General features: G+C 68.0%; 19 protein-coding genes. 12 read left to right on the forward strand and 7 right to left on the reverse strand.

From position 1 onward, the window contains the following. Positions 1-214: 214 nt before the first annotated feature. The 10 genes from N0B51_RS02640 to N0B51_RS02685 all read left to right on the forward strand — a co-directional run bounded on the left by N0B51_RS02640 (position 215) and on the right by N0B51_RS02685 (position 6667). Positions 215-1060 (forward strand): pyruvate, water dikinase regulatory protein, encoded by an 846-nt coding sequence (locus tag N0B51_RS02640; RefSeq protein ID WP_259960627.1) that lies wholly within the window; start codon positions 215-217, stop codon positions 1058-1060. Next, positions 1057-1638, forward strand: a complete 582-nt coding sequence (locus N0B51_RS02645; RefSeq protein ID WP_259960628.1) for a Maf family protein — start codon at positions 1057-1059, stop codon at positions 1636-1638. The genes N0B51_RS02640 and N0B51_RS02645 overlap by 4 nt, the downstream gene beginning before the upstream one ends. Then, entirely contained in the window at positions 1635-2492 is an 858-nt protein-coding gene (locus N0B51_RS02650; RefSeq protein WP_259960629.1) for a shikimate dehydrogenase family protein, read from the forward strand. The genes N0B51_RS02645 and N0B51_RS02650 overlap by 4 nt, the downstream gene beginning before the upstream one ends. After that, positions 2489-3082 (forward strand): dephospho-CoA kinase, encoded by a 594-nt coding sequence (gene coaE, locus N0B51_RS02655; RefSeq protein ID WP_259960630.1) that lies wholly within the window; start codon positions 2489-2491, stop codon positions 3080-3082. The genes N0B51_RS02650 and coaE overlap by 4 nt, the downstream gene beginning before the upstream one ends. 64 nt (positions 3083-3146) lie before the next feature. After that, on the forward strand, positions 3147-3833 hold the full coding sequence (gene dnaQ / locus N0B51_RS02660) for a DNA polymerase III subunit epsilon (RefSeq protein WP_259960631.1): 687 nt from the start codon (positions 3147-3149) through the stop codon (positions 3831-3833). 46 nt (positions 3834-3879) lie between these two features. Beyond that, the gene (hpf, locus tag N0B51_RS02665; RefSeq protein WP_259960806.1) at positions 3880-4449 is read left to right on the forward strand and encodes a ribosome hibernation-promoting factor, HPF/YfiA family; all 570 of its coding nucleotides are present in this window, start codon (positions 3880-3882) and stop codon (positions 4447-4449) included. 96 nt (positions 4450-4545) lie between these two features. Continuing rightward, positions 4546-5007, forward strand: coding sequence for a PTS sugar transporter subunit IIA (locus N0B51_RS02670; RefSeq protein ID WP_259960632.1), 462 nt, complete (start codon positions 4546-4548; stop codon positions 5005-5007). Next, positions 4994-5479 (forward strand): PaaI family thioesterase, encoded by a 486-nt coding sequence (locus N0B51_RS02675; RefSeq protein WP_259960633.1) that lies wholly within the window; start codon positions 4994-4996, stop codon positions 5477-5479. Before N0B51_RS02670 ends, N0B51_RS02675 begins: the two co-directional genes overlap by 14 nt. 4 nt (positions 5480-5483) lie before the next feature. Beyond that, positions 5484-5819, forward strand: a complete 336-nt coding sequence (locus tag N0B51_RS02680) for a DUF1491 family protein (protein ID WP_259960634.1) — start codon at positions 5484-5486, stop codon at positions 5817-5819. Positions 5820-6016: 197 nt separating this feature from the next. Beyond that, complete coding sequence (locus tag N0B51_RS02685; RefSeq protein ID WP_259960635.1) at positions 6017-6667, forward strand: cell wall hydrolase; 651 nt, start codon at positions 6017-6019, stop codon at positions 6665-6667. 19 nt (positions 6668-6686) lie between these two features. On the opposite strand, the gene xth is transcribed toward N0B51_RS02685, so the two are convergent. The 3 genes from xth to N0B51_RS02700 are packed head-to-tail and all read right to left on the reverse strand — an operon-like array spanning position 6687 to position 8263. Continuing rightward, on the reverse strand, positions 6687-7460 hold the full coding sequence (gene xth, locus N0B51_RS02690) for an exodeoxyribonuclease III (RefSeq protein WP_259960636.1): 774 nt from the start codon (positions 7458-7460) through the stop codon (positions 6687-6689). 10 nt (positions 7461-7470) lie between these two features. Then, positions 7471-7800, reverse strand: a complete 330-nt coding sequence (locus tag N0B51_RS02695) for a HesB/IscA family protein (protein ID WP_259960638.1) — start codon at positions 7798-7800, stop codon at positions 7471-7473. 31 nt (positions 7801-7831) lie between these two features. Further along, positions 7832-8263: a CBS domain-containing protein gene (locus N0B51_RS02700; protein WP_259960639.1), complete on the reverse strand. Its 432-nt coding sequence runs from the start codon at positions 8261-8263 to the stop codon at positions 7832-7834. 110 nt (positions 8264-8373) lie between these two features. Between N0B51_RS02700 and N0B51_RS02705 the strand changes: the two genes are divergently transcribed. After that, positions 8374-8661: a hypothetical protein gene (locus tag N0B51_RS02705; RefSeq protein WP_259960641.1), complete on the forward strand. Its 288-nt coding sequence runs from the start codon at positions 8374-8376 to the stop codon at positions 8659-8661. On the opposite strand, the gene N0B51_RS02710 is transcribed toward N0B51_RS02705, so the two are convergent. From N0B51_RS02710 to N0B51_RS02725, 4 genes are read right to left on the reverse strand one after another with little or no spacing between them, the layout of a single operon-like run. Further along, positions 8658-9035 carry a (2Fe-2S) ferredoxin domain-containing protein gene (locus tag N0B51_RS02710; RefSeq protein WP_259960642.1) on the reverse strand — a complete coding sequence of 126 codons (378 nt, stop codon included), beginning with the start codon at positions 9033-9035 and terminating at the stop codon, positions 8658-8660. The two genes, N0B51_RS02705 and N0B51_RS02710, sit on opposite strands and share 4 nt — an antisense overlap. A gap of 19 nt (positions 9036-9054) precedes the next feature. Then, on the reverse strand, positions 9055-9573 hold the full coding sequence (locus tag N0B51_RS02715; protein WP_259960643.1) for a DUF2497 domain-containing protein: 519 nt from the start codon (positions 9571-9573) through the stop codon (positions 9055-9057). 40 nt (positions 9574-9613) lie between these two features. Beyond that, on the reverse strand, positions 9614-11098 hold the full coding sequence (locus N0B51_RS02720) for a TolC family outer membrane protein (RefSeq protein ID WP_259960644.1): 1485 nt from the start codon (positions 11096-11098) through the stop codon (positions 9614-9616). 2 nt (positions 11099-11100) lie between these two features. After that, positions 11101-11697, reverse strand: a complete 597-nt coding sequence (locus tag N0B51_RS02725) for a protein-L-isoaspartate O-methyltransferase family protein (protein ID WP_259960645.1) — start codon at positions 11695-11697, stop codon at positions 11101-11103. Positions 11698-11845: 148 nt separating this feature from the next. Here N0B51_RS02725 and N0B51_RS02730 point away from each other — a divergent pair, with 148 nt between their 5' ends. Continuing rightward, positions 11846-13372, forward strand: a complete 1527-nt coding sequence (locus tag N0B51_RS02730) for a fumarate hydratase (RefSeq protein ID WP_259960646.1) — start codon at positions 11846-11848, stop codon at positions 13370-13372. Positions 13373-13429: the final 57 nt, after the last annotated feature.

Consider the following 13429-nt stretch of genomic DNA (forward strand, 5'->3'; position numbering starts at 1 on the left):
GCTGACCAGAATTTCAGGGCCCTCGAATCGCGATGAATCCGCGTCAACCAAAGCTTGTCCACGCTATCCCCGGCCTGTCGAAAAGCTTGTCGCCATGTCCACAAGCCTCGTCGCGGAATCGGGTCAGCGGGCATGAAACGCCCCGGTTCGCTTGTCCCCGGTTCTCTCCCGTGGTTTATGCCGCGCATTCTCCACAGGCACCCGTCAGGAGCCGATGCCCCGCCTTCACCTTCACCTGCTGTCGGATTCCACCGGCGAGACGCTGGAGATGATCGCCAAGGCCGCGCTCGCGCAGTTCGAGGAAGCGGAAGTCCAGCGGCATTTCTGGCCGATGGTGCGCAGCCGCCAGCACCTCGACCGGATCGTGCCCGATCTTGCCGCGAACCCGGGGCTGGTGCTGTTCACCCTCGTCAACGACGAGACCCGCGCCCGGCTCGAGGAGCATTGCCGGCACCTCGGCCTGCCGGCGGTCCCCGTGCTCGACGCGGTGACCGCCGCGCTCGAGAGCCATCTCGGCCAGGAGGCGCACGGACGCCCGGGCCGCCAGCACGCGATGGACGCCGCCTATTTCGCGCGGGTCGAGGCGATCCAGTACACCATCGCCCACGACGACGGCATCGCGCACGAGGACTGGGAGGCGGCGGACATCGTGCTTGCGGGCGTGTCGCGCAGCTCGAAGACGCCGACGAGCATCTATCTTGCCAACCGCGGCTACAAGGTGGCCAACATTCCGCTGGTCGTGGAAAGCCCGCCTCCGCCCGCGCTGTTCTCGCTGCGCCACCCGCTCGTGGTCGGGTTGACGACCTCGCCCGAACGACTGGTCCAGGTTCGCCGCAACCGCCTGCTGACGATCGCCGAGGGCCGCGAATCGAGCTACGCGGATGCCGAACGGGTGGCGGAGGAAGTGCGCTTCGCCCGGCGGATGTTCGCCGACAACGACTGGCCGGTGATCGACGTCACCCGCCGATCGATCGAGGAAACCGCCGCCGCGGTGATCCGGCTGCTGTCGGAGCGGCGGGCGCGCGGCGCGCCGCCGGTCGTCGGACCCAAGCCGATATGACGATCGTGCTCGCCTCGAAAAGCGCGTCGCGCGCCGCGATGCTGACGGCGGCGGGTGTCGCGTTCGAGGCGTGCCCCGTACCCATCGACGAGCGCGCGCTCGAGGCATCGCTGGCCGGTGCCCGGCCGGACCAGGTCGCGCTGGCGCTGGCCGAGGCAAAGGCGCTGGCGGTCTCCGCGGAAGACCGGCTCGTTCTCGGCAGCGATTCGCTGGTGGTCGTGGGCGACCGCCGGTTCGACAAGCCCGCCAGCCGCGCGGAGGCCGCCGAGCACCTGCGCGCCTTCTCGGGTCGGGCGATGCAGCTCCACTCGGCCGCCGCGATCGCCCGCGGCGGAACGATTGCATGGCGCCATGCGGCCATCGCGACGCTGCAGGTGCGTCCGCTCGGCGATGCGTTCATCGAAAGCTACCTCGATGCCGAATGGCCCGCGGTCGCGCAGTGCGTCGGCGTGTTCCGGATCGAGGCGCGCGGCGTCCAGCTGTTCGAGCGCATCGAGGGCGATCATTTCACCGTGCTCGGAATGCCGCTGCTCGCGGTGCTGGGGGCGCTGCGCGACCTGGGCGAGGTGCCCGCATGAGCCGCCCCTACGCCGAAGTGATCGGAGACCCGATCGCGCAATCGAAATCGCCCGCGATACACCGGTTCTGGCTCGGGAAGCTGGGCATCGACGCCGATTACCGCGCGTGTCACGTGACGCCCGATGCGCTTGCCGAATACATCGCCGGCCGGCGCGAGGATCCTGACTGGCGCGGCTGCAACGTGACGATGCCGCACAAACAGGCGGTCATGCCGCTGCTCGACCGGCTCGAGATCGGCGCCGAACTCGTCGGCGCGGTGAACACGGTGACCCGGCGCCACACCGGCGCGCTGATCGGCAGCAACACCGACGTCGGCGGCTTTCTGGAGCCATTGGCGGGGGAACTGGGCGATACGCACTATTTCCGCATGGCGCGGGTGCTCGGAACCGGCGGCGCGGCGCGGGCGGTCGTCGCCGGCCTGGCCGACAACGGGTTCACCATCGTCCTCGCCGGGCGCGATGCGGGCAAGGCGCGCGCGATCCTCGACGCGATCGATCCGGGCGGCGATCATCACGCCGCCCCGCTTGCGCACTTCGCCGATACCACCGACTTCGCGTTCGATGACCGCGCGGGCTGTCTCGACCTGGTCGTCAACGCGAGCCCGCTGGGAATGCGCGGGCAGCCGCCGCTGGCATTCGACTGGAGCCACGCACCGCCGGGCGCGATCGCCTACGACATCGTGACCGACCCGCTCGACACGCCGTTCCTGCGCGATGCGCGCGCTGCCGGTCACCGCACGGTCGACGGCCTCGCGATGCTGATCGGCCAGGCCGCCCTCGCCTTCGAGCGGTTCTTCGGCCGCTCGCCCCCGCGCGCATTCGATGCCGATCTTCGCGCGATGCTGCAGGCATGAGCCGCCCCTTCATCCTCGGCCTGACCGGATCGATCGGCATGGGCAAGTCGACCGTGGCCGCGATGTTCGAGGCGGCCGGCGTCCCGGTGTTCGATGCCGACGCGGTGGTGCGCCGGCTGCAGGGGCGCGGCGGCGCGCTGCTTCCCGCGATCGAGGCCGCCTTTCCCGGCTCGACCGGCCCCGACGGGGTCTTGCGCGAACAGCTCGGCGCCCAGGTCTTTGCCGACCCCCAGGCGCTCGCGCGGCTCGAGAGCATCGTCCATCCCGCTGTCGCCGCAGAGCGGCAGGCGTTCATGATCGAACACGCAGGCGAGCGGCTGGTGGTGTTCGACATCCCGCTGCTGTTCGAAAAGGGCGGATGGGAGCAGGTCGACGCCGTGGCGGTCGTTTCCGCTCCGCCCGAAGTCCAGCGCGCGCGCGTCCTTGCCCGGCCTGGCATGACGCCCGAGAAATTCGCGCATATCCTTTCGCTGCAGGTGCCCGACGCCGAGAAACGCGCAAGGGCCAACCACGTGATCGACACCGGGACGACGCTAAAGAAGACCGAGGACGCGGTTAAGTCGCTGATCGAGAAGGTTGCCGGGACATGACCGGCGGCGGTCCGTCCGCAGCCCCTTGCAAGCCTGCGCCAACGGGTGAATAGATAGGGTCCTCATGCGTGAAATCGTGTTCGATACGGAAACCACCGGCCTCGACCCGCGAACGGGCGACCGGATGGTCGAGATCGGCTGCATCGAACTGGTCAATCGGGTCCCCACGGGTGCGACGTTTCACGCCTATTTCAATCCCGACCGCGACATGCCGGAACAGGCGGAAGCGGTGCACGGGCTGTCCGCCGCGTTCCTGTCGGACAAGCCGCGTTTTCGCGACACGTGCGACCAACTGCTCGCCTTCATCGCCGATTCCCCGCTGGTCGCCCACAACGCCGGGTTCGACTTCGCCTTCCTGAATGCCGAACTCGACCTGTGCGGGCTCGAAGCGGTGTGCATGAGTCGGATGGTCGACACGGTCGCCATCGCCAAGCGGCGGCATCCGGGCGCGAAACTGTCGCTCGATGCCCTGTGCACCCGGTACGGGATCGATCGCAGCCACCGGGTCAAGCACGGCGCGCTGCTCGATGCCGAATTGCTCGCCCAGGTCTACGTCGAACTCACCGGCGGGCGGCAGATCGGGTTCGCGCTGGCCGCCTCGGGCGGTGACGAGACGATCGTCGAGCCCGCCTTTCAGCCCGCGCGGGACCGGGCCTTCCGACCGCCGCGCCCGCACGCTCCCACCGCCGCCGAAATCGCGCGTCACGGCGCATTCGTCGGCGGAATCGAGGGAGCCATCTGGTCTGGCTAGCGTTTGTTCGGTTGAAGGGTCGCACATGACAGGAGAAAGCGTGCCGATGGACATTCGCGTTTCGGGCCACCAGGTCGATACCGGCGCAGCCTTGCAGGAACACGTCACCGATCGCCTCAATTCAATCGTCGAGAAGTATTTCAGCCGCGCACTGTCCAGCCACGTCACGTTCGGCAAGGCTCCTGCCGGCGCGTTCAGCTGCGACATCGTGACCCACGTGATGCAGGGGCTGATACTCAAGGCGCACGGCGTGGCGCAGGATGCGCACCAGGCGCTCGACCAGGCCGCCGAGAAGATCGACAAGCAGCTTCGGCGCTACAAGCGGCGGATCAAGGACAGGCACGAACAGGCCGACCACGCCGCGCGCGAAGAAACTGCGGCCTACACGATCTTCGCCGCGCCCGATTCCGAAGTCGATGAGGTCGAGGAAAGCGATGCGCCGATGGTGATCGCCGAAACGACGTCGGACATTCCCGAAACGAGCGTGGCCGACGCCGTGATGATGCTCGACCTGCGCGACACCAACGCGATGCTGTTCAAAAATGCTGGAACGGGTCGGCACAATATGGTCTATCGCCGCCGCGACGGTTCGATCGGCTGGGTCGAACCGCGCTGACTTCGTGCCCGCGGTTCTCCTTGCCGGTCGAAGTCCCGCCAGACGAGTTCGGAAACCTGCCGGTCGCCCCCGGCGCCAGTGTCGATTGCCAATGCCATGAATGTCATCTTCAAGCTCCTTCCCGAGGCCGTGTGGATCGATTCCCCGACCGACAAGGGCGGCATCCTTTCGGCGCTCGCGACCCGGTTCGCGAAAGTCTACGCGCTCGACCGGACCGTCGTGCTCGAAGGTCTGGAAGAGCGCGAGGCGCTCGGCAGCACGGGGTTCGGCCGCGGTGTCGCCCTGCCGCACGCGCGGATCGAGGGGCTCAAGCGGCCGGTCGCGGCGCTGCTCAAGCTGGCGCGGCCGGTCGAATTCGGAGCAGCCGACAGGATGCCCGTCGATCTCGCGATCGGCCTGCTTTCTCCGATCAACGCCGGCGCCACCCACCTCCACGCGCTCGCGGCCCTGTCGCGACTCGTGCGCGACGAGGAGATGCACCGCGCGCTGACCGAGGCAGGCGATACCGAGACGCTCTACGCGCTGCTGACCAACGCCTCCGATCGTGACGCCGCCTGACGATGCCGCGAGCGGCCGGGCGAGCAGCGGTGCCGCCCTGCACTACCGCGCGCTCGAGCGCCTCTACGCCGCCGCGCCGGTCAACGCTCTGTTCGTCTCGCGGCTGGAGATCGTCGGCGAGGGGCGCTCGCGCCTGGTCTTCACCGTCGAGCCGGGCGTCTACCATGCCGCCGGCGCGGCGCACGGGACGATCTACTTCAAGATGCTCGACGATGCCGCCTTCTATGCCGCCAACACGCTGGTTACCGACCGCTTCCTGCTGACCACGTCGTTCAACCTGCACTTCACCAAGCCGGTCCGGCAGGGCGAGGTCGTGGCCGAGGGGCGCTGGATCAGCGGTCGCAAGCGCGTGCTGGTGGCCGAATCGCGGCTGGTCGACGCCGAAGGCGACGAGATCGGCCGCGGTACGGGAACCTTCATGCGGTCGCGGATACCGCTGTCGGGCCTGCCCGGTTACGCGGCAGGAAGCTGATCGGATGGAGGGGCGACTGCCCGCGCACATAGAGGTCGCGGGGATTCGCCGCCTTGCCGAATCGCTCGGCGGGTTCGCGACGGTCCTCGCGAAAGGCGAGCGCGACGCGGGAACGATCGCGATCGTAATTATCGGTCGCGGTGAACCCGCGGCGCTTTACGAACGTATGCCGCAACTCGACGGGAACCGTCGTTTCGTTCTGTCTGTTGAAGAAATATCTGAAAAAAAACAAGAATTCTCCGATATTCTGGCGCGCAGGACGGCGCGGGACCCCGATTTGTGGTTAATCGAGGCGGATGTCCCGGATAAGGAACGGTTCGTCGCAGGTTTGCCCGCCTGATTTGACTTCGCAGCTGCAGCAATTATCTGGCGCCCACCTTCACGGACGCAGGCGGCATGGGCGACACGGGGTTGCCCAGCCAGCGCGCAGACGGGGGACGGCCGGCAGGCTGCAAAACGGATCCGCCTACAACCGCAGCTAACGCGGATGGATCCCCACCTGCGACGGGCAGTTCACCGCCTTGACCGACGGGATCAATGCAGTTTCATCGTTCGACCATCGCGGCGCTTGCCGCGACAGTGGTCCTTACCCTGTTCACCGCCGACGGATCCGGCGCAAACGCTGAGCCCAGCGAGATCCCCCAGACCGTCGCCACCGCGTCCGTCCTGACCGACGAGACGGTTCCAGAAATCGCCGCGGTCGAATTCGTTTCCGAGGAAGTCGTCCAGCCGGTCGCCGAGGCCGACGAAGCGATCGAGGCGCACGGCGCGCGCTCGCTGCGCGAGCTCGTGGCGGAAATCGACACGCCGTCTACGCTTTCGCGCGAGATGGAATGCCTCGCGGGCGCCATCTACTTCGAATCGCGCGGCGAACCGCTCGAAGGCCAGCTCGCGGTCGGGCAGGTCGTCGTCAATCGCGCCGATTCCCAGGCGTTCCCGTCCGATTACTGCGGCGTCGTCTTCCAGAAGGCGCAGTTCTCGTTCGTTCGCGGCGGGACGATGCCGCGCATCAATCGCTCCTCGACCGCCTGGAAGCGCGCCAAGGCCATCGCCCGAATCGCGCACGAGGGGCTGTGGGACAGCAAGGCCGGCGACGCGCTCTATTTCCATGCGAACTACGTGCGGCCCTCGTGGAGCCGGACGAAGATCGCCCGCGCGACGATCGACACCCACATCTTCTATCGCTGATGATTGCGCCGGCGGGCGGTCAATCGCTGATCTCGACCCAGACCGGGGCGTGGTCGCTGGCTTTTTCCCGGCCGCGGTATTCCTTGTCGACGCCCGCGGCGACGAGGCGATCCGCGAGCTCGGGCGAGAGCAGCAGATGGTCGATCCGGAAGCCGTGATCGCGCTGCCACGCGCCCGCCTGGTAATCCCAGAAGGTCCAGACCCCGCCCCGCGGGTTCAGCGTGCCCAGCGCGTCGGTCCAGCCGTCGCTGAGCAGCCGGGCATAGGCGTCGCGCGACTGCGGCTGCATCAGCGCGTCGGCGGCCATGGCCGCCGGTGACCAGACGTCCTTGTCCTCGGGGATGACATTGAAGTCACCGACCACCGCGACGGGCCGTTCGAGCGCCCACAGCTCGGCCATTCGCGCGCGCAGGCGCTCCATCCAGGCGAGCTTGTAGTCGAACTTGGGGCCGGGAACGGGATTGCCGTTGGGCAGATAGATGCACGCGATCCGCACGCCTTTCACGTCCGCCTCGATATACCGCGCGTGTTCGTCGTCGGGATCGCCCGGCAGCGTGCGCTGCGCCTCGACCGGCTCGACCCCGTCGGCCAGGATCGCGACGCCGTTGAAGCCCTTCTGCCCGTGCCAGATCGCCTTGTAGCCGATCTTCTCGAACTCCTCGGCGGGAAAGCCTTCGTCCTGGCTCTTGATCTCCTGCAGGCAGGCGACAGTCGGCCGGGTTTCCTCGAGCCATTCGAGCAGGCGGGGAAGGCGTGCCTTCACGCCGTTGATGTTGAAGGACGCTATTCGCATCCCGCCGGTCTTAGATGCCGAAGCTGGAACCGCAACCGCAACCGGCCGCTGCCTGCGGATTGTCGACCTTGAAGGCCGCGCCGCCCAGCGATTCGACGAAATCGACCGTGCTGCCCGCGATGAGGTCGAGGCTGACCGGATCGACCACCAGCTTGACGCGGCCGGTCTCGCTTACGCTGTCGTCCGCCTCGGGCGCGTCGGCGAGATCGAACTTGTACTGGAAGCCCGAGCAGCCGCCGCCCTCGACCGAAAGGCGCAGGATCGCCGGCTTCGACTGGCGCGCGGCGATCGCGGCAACGCGCTTCGCGGCATTTTCGGTCAGGATCAACTGTTCGGCCATGGCGCCGATATGGGGTCTGTCGCCGCCCTGCTCAAGCGGTCTGGATGTAGGCGCGCATCGCCTCGGCTTCCTGCGCCAGGCTGTCGACCTGGGTCTTCACAAGGTCGCCGATCGAAACGAAGCCGCACATCGCCCCGTTCTGCACCACCGGAAGATGCCGCACCCGGCGCCGGGTCATCAGTTCGAGCGCTTCCTCGACCTTGGCGTTCGGCTCGACGGTGATCGCCGGGGCGGTCATCACGTCGCCGACCTTTTTAGCCAGGCTCGCTTCGCCTTCGTGCTCGATGCAGTAGATCACGTCGCGCTCGGAAAAGATTCCGGCGACCTCTCCTTCGCGCATGACCGGCAGTGCGCCGATTCGCCGCGTCGCGAGGATCGCCACCGCTTCGCGCATGGTCATGTCGACGTCGCAGGTGATCACGTCGCTGCTTGCGCGGTTCGCCAGCAATCGGGCGATGTCCATCGGACTCTCCCCTGTCATGGTTCCAGGAGCGGGCAGGATGCCACGAATCACTCGTGAACGCCAGCTTGCGGCCATTGCCAGCGCGCCGCGGCGGGCCCACATGACCCCCCATGACCAGCCCCTCCCCCCTCGACGATCCCGAAAACGCCGCCTTCGCCTGGGCACGCTGGAGGCGGATGATGCGGCTCATGATCGCGATCACGATCGTCGCGGTCCTCGGGGTGCTCGCCTACGTCCGAATGGAGCTGCCCGAGGTATCGATCCACTTCTACATCGCGGTGGGCCTCGGGGTCGGCCTGTCGATGCTGCTGATGAGCGCGCTCATGGGGCTCGTCTTCATGTCGAACGGCACCGGGCACGACGATTCGGTCGTCGACCCGCTGGCCGATCGCGACTAGCGCGCCGCGTCGGGGGCCTCGAGAAGGCGCAGGTCCTCCACCGGCTCGCCGCCGATGAGGTGCTGCTGGATGATCCGTTCGAGCGCCGCTTCGTCGCACGAATGATACCAGACCCGGTCGGGCCAGACGACCGCGATCGGCCCGGCTTCGCAGACCTGCAGGCAATCGGCCTTGGTCCGTTGCACGGTCTTTGCGGCAAGTCCCAGTTCCTTGAGCCGCCGCTTGAGGTACTTCCACGCGCGCGTGCCCTCCTCGCGCGAGCAGCATTTCTGCTTGTCCGACATCGCGCAAAGGAAAATTTGCCGCTCGATCCGCCCGCCGCCGATCTTGGCGAGCGCGGCGCGCGCCTTGGCGATGTCCCTCGAGGAATTCACGGACCGGGCAGGGCGCGGGTCAGCCGCGCTTGCCGGCAATCCGCGCGATCTCGTCCTTGACCATCCGCTCGACCATGCCGGGCAGGTTCTTGTCGAGCCATTCGGCGAGCATCGGGCGCAGGAGGTCTCGGGTCAGCCCCTCAAGCGAGGTCTCACCCGAGCGGACGATCTGCGGCGGAACGCCAGGTTCGGCCAGCATCGCGAGCGCGGCGAGGTTTTCCCGCATCGCGTCGCGCGCGCTCGCGGTCAGGAGAGGCGCCTCGGCGCCGGACGCGGCATCGTCTTCGTAATCGTCTTCGTCATCCGATGCCTCCGCATCGGCATCGACGAACGCCGGGGCCTGCTCCACGAAGTCGACTGCAGCGAGATCGAGCACTTCCTCGGCCTCTTCGGCGTCGGCGGGTTCGGGCGCCGTATCTAGCCCCTCCGATTCGCGGCGGCGGCGGGTATCGAGCGCGGTCGCGCGATTGTCGCGCGCGATCACCTTCTTGATCGATTCGAGAATTTCCTCGACCGACGCCTCGCCCTCCTGGCGCATGTTTGCAGACCCCCTAAGCCCCTGAACGATTACGCGACAATCATTCGCCGAGCGGAACCGGCGCCGAATCATCGTTAACGCGAATCTCCGCGGTCGGCGCGGGGATGTCAACGGTGCGCGTCGACTGGACAATCGGGTCCGGGTCGCGCGACCAGTCGTTCCACTTGTTCCTGACCCGGTCGTAGTTGACCTGCGGGTCGTAGAGCGGGCCGTCGTCCTCGAGGCCGAGATCGCGCGCCTCCGCCCTGCCCATCGCGGCCAGCAGGCTGAAGCCCGCGACATAGGCGTTGCGGCGCGCCGTGATCAACTGCGCGCGCGCGTTGACCAGTTCCTGTTCGGCGTTGAGGATGTCGAGGATCGTGCGGTTGCCGACCGTGTTCTCGGCGCGCACGCCTTCCAGGCTGAGGGCAGCCGCGTCGACCGCGGTCTGGTTGCTGGCGATGATCTGGGTCGCCGCGAGCCAGCTCGAATAGGCCGAGCGGACTTGCGCGATCACGTCTCGCTCGGTCGCGATCACGTTTTCCAGCGCGGCAGCCGACCGCGCCTGGGCCTGGCGCTGGAGCGCGGCCGGACGCCCGCCCTGGAACAGCGGGATCGACACGCTGACGCCGGCCTGGACCGCGGTGCTCGTCTGCGGAATCGACACGCCCGGCGTGGGGCTGGAGATCGTCCCGAGGTAGTTGTTGTAGTCGGCCCCGGTGAAAATCGACACGCGCGGCAGGCGCCCCGAACCGGCGACGTTGATGTCGTAGCGCGACGCCTCGGCCCGCTCGCGCGCGGCGATGATGTCGGGGTTCTGCTCGAGCGCCACGGCGACGGCGTCCTCCGCGCTTGCCGGAAGGCCGGGCAGCGGGGGCGGCGGTTGGAGATCGTCGGGTGCCAGGCCGGTGAGCTGGATGTAGGTTTCGCGCGCGTTGACCAGGTTTGCCTGGGCGCTGCGGTAATTGCCCTGCGCGAGCGCCAGCCGTGCCTGTGACTGGGCGACGTCCGTGCGGGTGAGATCGCCGATCTCGAACCGGTCGCTGGTCGCCTGGGTGTTGACCGTCAGGACCTCGACCTGGCTGGCGTTGAGCCCGACGAGCGCCTCGCCGCGGATCACGTCCATGTAGGCCGCCACGACCTGGGTGAAGATCGCCGATTCGGTGCCGCGCAGGTCCGCCTGGCCGGCTTCGACGCGGGTTTCGGCCGCCTTGACCGCATTCCTGACCGCGCCGCCTGAATAGATCGGCACGCCGAGGTCCGCACCCGCGAGGATCGCCCGCTCGGGCGCGGTGAAGCTCGACGAGCTCTGCTTGACGAACTCGATATACTGGGCGCTGCCGGTCACGTTGGGCCGGCCGGCCGATTTCTCGATCGGCACGCTCTCGTCGACCGCGCGCTGCTGCGCGCGCGCCGCCTGCAGGGTCGGGTTGGTGCGGTATGCGCCGTTGAGCGCATCGCGCAGCGTGTCGGCGCGCACCGGGGTACCGCCGATGGCGACCAGCGCGCCGCCGAGCAGCAGGATCGCGCGGAGCGGGGCGGTCATTGTCAGAAGCTCCACGCCTTTGGCTTGTCGAACGCGGCGAGCCGGGGAATGCCGATCTCGGCGAGCGGCAGGAGTGCGATGGTCCCGCCCGAAGCACTGCCGATGGCGAGGCGGGTGACGCCGTCCTCCACCACGCCGGTCACGATCCGCCCGCCTTCAGCGAGGCGGCGCGCGAGCGCGTCCGGCACCTGCTCGGCAGCACCGTCGATCATGATGAGCGTGTAATCGCCCTTCCTGCCCTTGAGGGCTTCATCCGGGGACACGGCGGTAACCGAGCCGGCGACGCCGTCGAGCAGCGCGGGCAGGTATCCGCTGCCGCCGTCGATCACCAGCACGCGGTCGGCCGGTGTCGGTTTCGCTTCGGCTAGCATCCGCGCGTGGACCAGCGGCGCGGCGAGCATCGCCCCCCCGCCAAGCGGGACGGCCCGGTCGATGTAGGCGACGCCCTTCGCGCCCTCGGGCACGAAGTCCTCGCGCGGGACGGCGGCCATGCGGGCGAGCACCCAGGGCTCGTTGACGCCGCTGGTGCGCAGCTGGCTATCGATCATCGCGCGGCGCGCGGCGGCGAAGTCGGTGAGGGGGCGGGGGGCGGATGCCATCTTACGAGAACCTGTCTTAGCGATGCAATACAGCCGGTCAACGATTTGGTCATTGGCCCAAACGGGCGCAAGGGCCAAGCGCTTTGACGCCCTAGAGCGGCAATCCTATCGCGGGTGTGGCGATTCGATCAGGAGGAGACAGGTTCCGATGAGCAACATGGTTTCGATCCGCGAGGACGACCTGATCGAAAGCGTTGCCGACGCGCTGCAGTTCATCAGCTACTATCACCCGATGGACTACATCCGCGCGCTCGGCGATGCCTACGCGGCGGAGCAGGGCCCGGCGGCGAAGGACGCGATCGCGCAGATCCTCACCAACAGCCGCATGTGCGCCGAGGGCCACCGGCCGATCTGCCAGGACACCGGGATCGTCAACGTGTTCGTCAGGTGGGGCCAGGATTGCCGCCTCGAATCGCAGCGATCGCTGCAGGACGTCGTCGACGAGGGTGTGCGCCGCGCCTACAACCATCCCGAGAACAAGCTGCGCGCCTCGGTCCTCGCCGACCCCGCCTTCACCCGCCGCAACACCCGCGACAACACGCCCTGCGTGCTGTCGGTCGAGATGGTGCCGGGCCGGACGGTGTCGATCGACGTCGCCGCCAAGGGCGGGGGCAGCGAGAACAAGTCGAAGTTCAAGATGATGAACCCCAGCGATTCGATCGTCGACTGGGTTCTCGAGATGCTGCCGCAGATGGGCGCGGGATGGTGCCCGCCGGGGATGCTCGGCATCGGCATCGGCGGCACCGCCGAACACTGCGTCAAGCTCGCCAAGCAGAGCCTGATGGACCCGATCGACATGGCCCAGCTCAAGGCGCGGGGGCCGCAGACCGACATCGAGGCGCTGCGGATCGAGATTTTCGACAAGGTCAATGCCCTCGGCATCGGCGCACAGGGGCTCGGCGGGCTGGCAACGGTGCTCGACGTCAAGATCATGGACTGGCCCTGCCATGCCGCGGGCAAGCCGGTGGCGATGATCCCCAACTGCGCGGCGACCCGCCACGCGCACTTCACCCTCGACGGCTCGGGACCGAGCTTCCTGGAGAAGCCGAAGCTGGCGGACTGGCCGGAAGTGCATTGGGCCCCCGATGCGGCGGCCAGGCGGGTCGATCTCGACAATCTCACACCCGAAGAAGTCGCGAGCTGGAAGGCCGGCGATCGCCTGTTGCTGAACGGGGCGATGCTCACCGGCCGCGATGCTGCGCACAAGCGGATCGCAGACATGGTGGCGAAGGGCGAGGAACTGCCGGTCAGTTTCAGGGGGCGCGCGATCTACTACGTGGGTCCCGTGGACCCCGTGGTTGGCGAGGTGGTCGGCCCCGCGGGACCGACGACCGCGACGCGGATGGACAAGTTCACCGACATGATGCTCGACCTCGGCCTGCTGGCGATGATCGGCAAGGCCGAGCGCGGCCAGGGTGCAGTCCGGGAAATCGCCCGCCACAAGGTCGCCTACCTGATGGCGGTGGGCGGCGCGGCCTACCTCGTCAGCCGGGCGATCCGCGAGGCCCGGGTCGTCGCGTTCGAGGAGCTGGGGATGGAGGCGATCTACGAGTTCCGCGTGGAGGACATGCCGGTGACGGTCGCGGTCGATTCGACCGGCGCCAACGTGCACACGCTGGCTCCCGCCGAATGGCGCGAGAAGATCGCCGCCGAGCATCTTCTGCCGACCGCCTAGCCAAGCCGACGAAACGCCGAATCGCCTCGACGCGCGCTCTGGCGCCGGGCGTGCCGG

Origin of the sequence: Tsuneonella litorea (genome assembly GCF_025154015.1) — a bacterium.
Lineage (GTDB): Bacteria > Pseudomonadota > Alphaproteobacteria > Sphingomonadales > Sphingomonadaceae > Tsuneonella > Tsuneonella litorea.

Coding starts and splice junctions, on each gene's coding strand:
- N0B51_RS02640 (WP_259960627.1), top strand. CDS start 215: ATGCCCCGCCTTCACCTTCACCTGCTGTCGGATTCCACCGGCGAGACG.
- N0B51_RS02645 (WP_259960628.1), top strand. CDS start 1,057: ATGACGATCGTGCTCGCCTCGAAAAGCGCGTCGCGCGCCGCGATGCTG.
- N0B51_RS02650 (WP_259960629.1), top strand. CDS start 1,635: ATGAGCCGCCCCTACGCCGAAGTGATCGGAGACCCGATCGCGCAATCG.
- coaE (WP_259960630.1), top strand. CDS start 2,489: ATGAGCCGCCCCTTCATCCTCGGCCTGACCGGATCGATCGGCATGGGC.
- dnaQ (WP_259960631.1), top strand. CDS start 3,147: ATGCGTGAAATCGTGTTCGATACGGAAACCACCGGCCTCGACCCGCGA.
- hpf (WP_259960806.1), top strand. CDS start 3,880: ATGGACATTCGCGTTTCGGGCCACCAGGTCGATACCGGCGCAGCCTTG.
- N0B51_RS02670 (WP_259960632.1), top strand. CDS start 4,546: ATGAATGTCATCTTCAAGCTCCTTCCCGAGGCCGTGTGGATCGATTCC.
- N0B51_RS02680 (WP_259960634.1), top strand. CDS start 5,484: ATGGAGGGGCGACTGCCCGCGCACATAGAGGTCGCGGGGATTCGCCGC.
- N0B51_RS02685 (WP_259960635.1), top strand. CDS start 6,017: ATGCAGTTTCATCGTTCGACCATCGCGGCGCTTGCCGCGACAGTGGTC.
- xth (WP_259960636.1), bottom strand. CDS start 7,460: ATGCGAATAGCGTCCTTCAACATCAACGGCGTGAAGGCACGCCTTCCC.
- N0B51_RS02695 (WP_259960638.1), bottom strand. CDS start 7,800: ATGGCCGAACAGTTGATCCTGACCGAAAATGCCGCGAAGCGCGTTGCC.
- N0B51_RS02700 (WP_259960639.1), bottom strand. CDS start 8,263: ATGGACATCGCCCGATTGCTGGCGAACCGCGCAAGCAGCGACGTGATC.
- N0B51_RS02705 (WP_259960641.1), top strand. CDS start 8,374: ATGACCAGCCCCTCCCCCCTCGACGATCCCGAAAACGCCGCCTTCGCC.
- N0B51_RS02715 (WP_259960643.1), bottom strand. CDS start 9,573: ATGCGCCAGGAGGGCGAGGCGTCGGTCGAGGAAATTCTCGAATCGATC.
- N0B51_RS02720 (WP_259960644.1), bottom strand. CDS start 11,098: ATGACCGCCCCGCTCCGCGCGATCCTGCTGCTCGGCGGCGCGCTGGTC.
- N0B51_RS02725 (WP_259960645.1), bottom strand. CDS start 11,697: ATGGCATCCGCCCCCCGCCCCCTCACCGACTTCGCCGCCGCGCGCCGC.
- N0B51_RS02730 (WP_259960646.1), top strand. CDS start 11,846: ATGAGCAACATGGTTTCGATCCGCGAGGACGACCTGATCGAAAGCGTT.